The sequence below is a fragment of the Acinetobacter sp. YH12095 genome, from assembly GCF_013419245.1.
Taxonomy (GTDB): Bacteria; Pseudomonadota; Gammaproteobacteria; order Pseudomonadales; family Moraxellaceae; genus Acinetobacter; species Acinetobacter towneri.
In genome coordinates this window covers 1-4,883 of sequence record NZ_VPAL01000035.1, presented here as the reverse complement: position 1 = coordinate 4,883, position 4,883 = coordinate 1, and the positions used below count along the sequence as shown (strand labels likewise).

Genomic DNA, 4,883 nt, shown 5'->3' with positions numbered 1-4,883 from the left:
TTCAGTTGTCTCAAAGGACGCGGGTTTAATCTTGAAAATACGCGCTTGACAGACCCTAGACGAGTGAAAAAATTGATTGCGGTGTTAGCTATAAGCTTCTGTTGGTGTTACTTAACGGGTGAATGGCTACCCTAAATGCTCGTAAACAACTGCTAGAGACTGACAATAAGGATTTCAGTACCCGTAAACAATGTGAACTGCTTGGTATTAACCGCTCAAGCCTGTATTATCAGCCAAAGCCCATCAGCGAGCTTGATATCACCCTGATGAATCTGCTTGACGAGCAATATACCAAAACCCCATTTTACGGGGTAAAGCGTATGACTGCTCACCTTAAGCAACTGGGTCATCCAGTGGGGCAAAAGCGAGTCAGGCGACTATTAAGACAAATGGGACTCGATGCCATCTACCAGCATCCTAACACAAGTAAACCTAATCCTGAGCATCAAGTTTATCCCTATTTGCTTAGGAATGTGCCCATTATCCGCTGTAATCAGGTATGGAGTACGGACATCACTTACATCCGCCTGTCTAAGGGCTTTGTGTATTTGATGGCGGTGATTGATTGGTATAGCCGTTATGTTTTAGACTGGTCGCTATCAACGACACTTGAAGCGGATTTCTGCATTGATACGGTGGGTAAACTATTGCACAATGGGTTACGCTGTGAGATTTTTAATACGGATCAAGGTTCGCAGTTCACCACGCCAAGATTTACCATGCCACTCATTGATTCGGGTATCGCTGTGAGCATGGATGGTCGTGGCAGGGCGTTGGACAATATCTTTGTGGAAAGGCTTTGGCGGTCAGTAAAATACGAGTGCGTGTATTTACGCCAGTTTGATACAGTCAGTCAAGCCAGAGTTGGTTTGAAAGAATATTTCGAGTTTTACAATTATGAGCGGTTGCATCAGTCGCTTGATTACCATACCCCTGCACAGGTTTATTTGAACAATAGTTCGGTTAATACTGTGCTTTATCAACCCAATTCTATCTTAATTTTATGATTATTTGGTCTAGACATTGGGGAGTACCTTAGAATATGCTTAAAGGTGATCTTGCAGGCTGCTATAAAATAAAATTATATTAGCATGAGCTAGCATTATTACACTGCAATTTTAATATATTGAAATGAGGGAGAAAAATGAAAAAAACTATTCTAATTAGTACCTTAATATTTACAGGTTCTATTCATGCTGCGGACTATAAAACTGCTCTGACTGGAAAAACTCTTTACATGAAAGGCGGAAATTGTGCAGGCCTATCTCTTTCAAAAAACGCTGGTCTAATGGGAGATCAATTTCCCTGTACGGTAGACTTACCAACTAGAGTACGATGGATAAATAATGATACTTTCATGATGGTTGAAAAAGATCAAACTTCATCAGACAAGCCTCCACGAGTATTCCTATATAAAGTAAAGTCTCTACAAGGAAACAAGGTTGTTCTCAGTGATATATGGACAGGATGGAATAGCTTTCCTGATAGCGATACAACTTACACAATCAAGTAGAAATAGAACTTTAATGGTGTGATACAAGTGGGATTATTAATCCCACTTTTCTGAATTTTAGTACGGAGTATGTCAACGCTCTTTGGGGGTTACATCATTCAAATTGGTAATTCGCTATGACTGCCTAAGCGAACTAATTTCAAAATTAGTAGTTCACCTTCTTCTGTTTTCTTATAGATTAAAACGAGATCAGGTTTGATATGGCAATCACGATGACCTACCCAATTACTGACCAAAGCATGCTCACGATACTTTTCAGGCAAGGCTTCATCAGCTTGCAATAGTTCTAAAACAGTTTGTAGTTCAGCATCTAATGTATTTCGATGCTGCCCTTTTTTCTCACGTTTATAGTCTTTCTTGAATGCTGATGTGTACTTAATCGTCCGCATTTAGATCAGCCATCAAATCTTTAACAGAAGTGAAGCTCTTTGCTTTGCTTAGATCTTCTTCCATTGCAGCAATGGTTTCAGGATTGGGCTGCCAAATTTCAAAAGGCAGAGCCTTTTCTTTCGCTACCTTGGTTAACAGCAAGGTAAGCGTCCGCTGAACCCCATGCCTATTTTTTAATTTGAGTTGGATTTCCAGCGATGTGGCAGTAATTCTTCTATTTGGGTCGCTTTATGCGTCGGCAGCCTTTTCAGCACATCACTGAGATAGGCATACGGATCCAACCCATTCAGCTTTGCTGACTGGATTAAAGTCATGATATTTGCCGCTCGCTGTCCACTGCGCAGCGAACCTGCAAACAACCAGTTCTTACGGCCCAATGCCCAGGGACGCATTGAGTTCTCTGCCCAGTTATTGTCAATGGGTAGATTGCCATCATCCAGATAGCGGCTTAAGGCTGGCCAACGCTTCAGACTGTAATTGATGGCCTTGGCGGTTGGAGAACTCGATGGCACCGTCAGATCATGTTGGTTGAGCCATTCATACAGTTGTTGCATCACCGGTTGGCTGTGCTGTTGTCGGTATTCGCGGCGGTGTTCTGCTGTACTATCGGTCTTTTTCCTGAGTTCTGCTTCTATCGCATACAGTTTCTGAATCATCAGTAATGCCTGTTCAGCGATCTGACTTTTCCCGGTCACATGCAGTTCATGAAATTTACGACGTGCATGTGCCATGCAGCCCACCTCAATGACATCGCCTGATTTAAAGCGTGCTTTATAACCACTGTAATCATCACAGACCAGATGGCCCTGCCAGCCATTCAGGAACTCTTCTGCATGCTGACCTGAACGGCTATCCTGAAAGTCATAGATCACTGCCTGAACTGGATTGTACTGTGTGGTGGCATAGGCCCAGACATAACCTTTCTTCGGTTTCTTCTCATTCTCACCCATCCGCATGATGGTGACCGGCGTTTCATCGGCATGGATCACCCGCTGTTGCAGCACCACCTGTTTTAAGGCATTCGCCAGAGGTTCCAGTTCCACACCGCAGCGACCAATCCAGTCAGATAACGTGGATCTGGACAGATCAATGCCCGCCCGCTGATAGATCAGGCGCTGACGGTACAGCGGCAAATGATCGGCATACTTCGATACCAGCACATGGCTCAGTAGTTCAGGACTGGCAATGCCTTTATCAATCACATAGGCGGGCATCGCTTGCTGAGTCAGGGTGTCACACTGATCACAGACCCATTTGCCACGCACATGCTGTTCCTTATAGAACTGTGCCGGTCTGAAATGCAGTTTTTCACTGATATCTTCGCCGATACGACGTAACTGGCAGCCACAACTGCATTGGGTTGATGCAGGTTCATGCTCAATACGGATGGTGTGTAGATGATCCGGCAGCAGTCGACGTTTAGGTTTGTTGACTGTGGCTTTCTGTGTCGCTGCATCGGTTTTATCTGCATTCAGCCGCTCCAGTTCCAAATCAACTGCTGCGATATCCTCTTCAACCGCTTCGTCCCACAGATGGATTTGTTTTGCGGTGAGATGTTCGTTTTTACTGCCGAATTTATGCTTTTTAAACAGCGCCAGTTCATGCTCGTATTTTTGCGTGAGAATGGAAAGATGTTGAACTTTGGCATCCAATTGCTGGTTTGATTTTTCTAATTCTTGATTTGATTGTGCCAGAGACTGATGCTGCATCGCCAACTGCAGGGTAAATTCCAGCAGCTGTTCATGGGTCAGTTGGCTTAAGTCAGGCAGCGTATTCATGACTGAACCGTACCAGGTTTGTCGGAGAGTCAATATTCTGAGAGACTACCCCGATGACAAAATTAAAATATACCCCTGAAATCAGAGAAAGAGCGGTTCAATTATTGAAGGAGCAATTTTATGGATAACAACTTATTTGATGACCTGGTTGCTTCAATCAAAGAAGCTGGCGCCCTCAAACGTCATGAGCTGAAAGCAAGTCGAGTCACAGAGCTTGAATTGCCAGATATTAAAGAAGTACGTGAAAAACTGGCTTAACCCAGGCAGAGTTTGCTGCACGTTTGCATATCAGTGCAAGAACCCTACAAAACTGGGAACAAGGCCGTCGTTATCCGACTGGTCCTGCGGCAACTTTAATTCGTATTCTAGATGCTCATCCAACTTTAATTTAAGAAGTTTAGATAATACCCCCGGCCTGTCTCGTGATCAATTGAGCTAGAACTACTTTCGATGGGATCAATTGCTTTGTGTGAAGTAATTTCATATGCACTCGAATCAACTGGATCTTACTTCACATTCAATAATTTATTTTTTCTTCTTCAAAAATTCATTTAAATTTTCTGCAGTAATTCCAGAAAAATTATTTTCTTCTAGAAAAGTCACTACTTCTTCTACAGTTGCACCAAGACTAAAAAGTTCAAGTAAGGTTTTCTTGTGTTGAGTAAGTAACTGATTACGTGTGATCGTCTTTTCATTCATTTTTTCTATATGACGAAAAAGAATATCTTCAAATTTTTTAGAATCATTGACACTATAAATTTTTTGATTTTTCTCAACAATTTTTGAATGCTTTTCTTCTTTTGTCGATACAGTTTCAGAAGTATTTTCTGTTGAGGATGCTAAATTTTTATTAGCTAGATTCTCAATATCAAGTTCTGAAACATTTTGGTCTTGTATCATGTTTTTTCCTAATAATAAATATATAAGCCAATTATTCTATTACAGAAATGGTAAAACTTGACCCATTTCTAATTTTTGAATTACTGAAAAATGTAACATTTTGCGCTCATAAAAAAAATATAAATCACTCATTATTTTCATTAATGTTAATTCACTCACTGACTACTAAAAAAGTACTGACTACTAAAAAAGTACTGACTACTAAAAAAGTACTGACTACTAAAAAAGTACTGACTACTAAAAAAGTACTGACTACTAAAAAAGTACTGACTACTAAAAAAGTACTGACTACTAAAAAAGTA

The 4,883-nt window shown here is 41.2% G+C and carries 6 protein-coding genes and 3 pseudogenes; 5 read left to right on the top strand and 4 right to left on the bottom strand.

Going from position 1 to position 4,883, the window contains the following annotated elements; translation table 11 throughout:
• The 3 genes and pseudogenes from FTU35_RS13010 to FTU35_RS13000 form a co-directional block, all read left to right on the top strand.
• Positions 1 to 126, top strand: a pseudogene (locus FTU35_RS13010) (IS4 family transposase); the annotation flags it as partial.
• Positions 126 to 1,007 (top strand): annotated as a pseudogene (locus FTU35_RS13005) (IS3 family transposase); the annotation flags it as partial. The pseudogenes FTU35_RS13010 and FTU35_RS13005, both read left to right, overlap by 1 nt.
• 137 nt (positions 1,008 to 1,144) lie before the next feature.
• Positions 1,145 to 1,513 carry a hypothetical protein gene (locus FTU35_RS13000; RefSeq protein WP_017399704.1) on the top strand — a complete coding sequence of 123 codons (369 nt, stop codon included), beginning with the start codon at positions 1,145 to 1,147 and terminating at the stop codon, positions 1,511 to 1,513.
• 98 nt (positions 1,514 to 1,611) lie between these two features.
• Here FTU35_RS13000 and FTU35_RS12995 read toward each other — a convergent pair whose 3' ends face one another.
• Genes FTU35_RS12995 through FTU35_RS12985 form a run of 3 tightly spaced genes read right to left on the bottom strand, consistent with a single transcriptional unit; the run spans position 1,612 to position 3,681 of the window.
• A complete protein-coding gene (locus tag FTU35_RS12995) occupies positions 1,612 to 1,902 on the bottom strand; it encodes a type II toxin-antitoxin system YafQ family toxin (protein ID WP_180064799.1) in 291 nt (96 codons plus the stop codon).
• Complete coding sequence (locus FTU35_RS12990) at positions 1,889 to 2,044, bottom strand: type II toxin-antitoxin system RelB/DinJ family antitoxin (protein ID WP_257224342.1); 156 nt, start codon at positions 2,042 to 2,044, stop codon at positions 1,889 to 1,891. Before FTU35_RS12990 ends, FTU35_RS12995 begins: the two co-directional genes overlap by 14 nt.
• A gap of 32 nt (positions 2,045 to 2,076) precedes the next feature.
• Positions 2,077 to 3,681 (bottom strand): IS66 family transposase, encoded by a 1,605-nt coding sequence (locus FTU35_RS12985; RefSeq protein ID WP_180064798.1) that lies wholly within the window; start codon positions 3,679 to 3,681, stop codon positions 2,077 to 2,079.
• 120 nt (positions 3,682 to 3,801) lie between these two features.
• Between FTU35_RS12985 and nadS the strand changes: the two are divergent.
• Positions 3,802 to 4,073 (top strand): annotated as a pseudogene (gene nadS, locus FTU35_RS12980) (NadS family protein).
• 133 nt (positions 4,074 to 4,206) lie between these two features.
• Here the strand turns inward: nadS and FTU35_RS12975 are convergent.
• Positions 4,207 to 4,581 (bottom strand): hypothetical protein, encoded by a 375-nt coding sequence (locus tag FTU35_RS12975; RefSeq protein WP_180064797.1) that lies wholly within the window; start codon positions 4,579 to 4,581, stop codon positions 4,207 to 4,209.
• Positions 4,582 to 4,628: 47 nt separating this feature from the next.
• On the opposite strand from FTU35_RS12975, the gene FTU35_RS13395 reads away from it, so the two are divergent.
• A partial coding sequence (locus tag FTU35_RS13395) for a hypothetical protein (RefSeq protein ID WP_218951288.1) occupies positions 4,629 to 4,883 on the top strand: 255 nt, incomplete at its 3' end.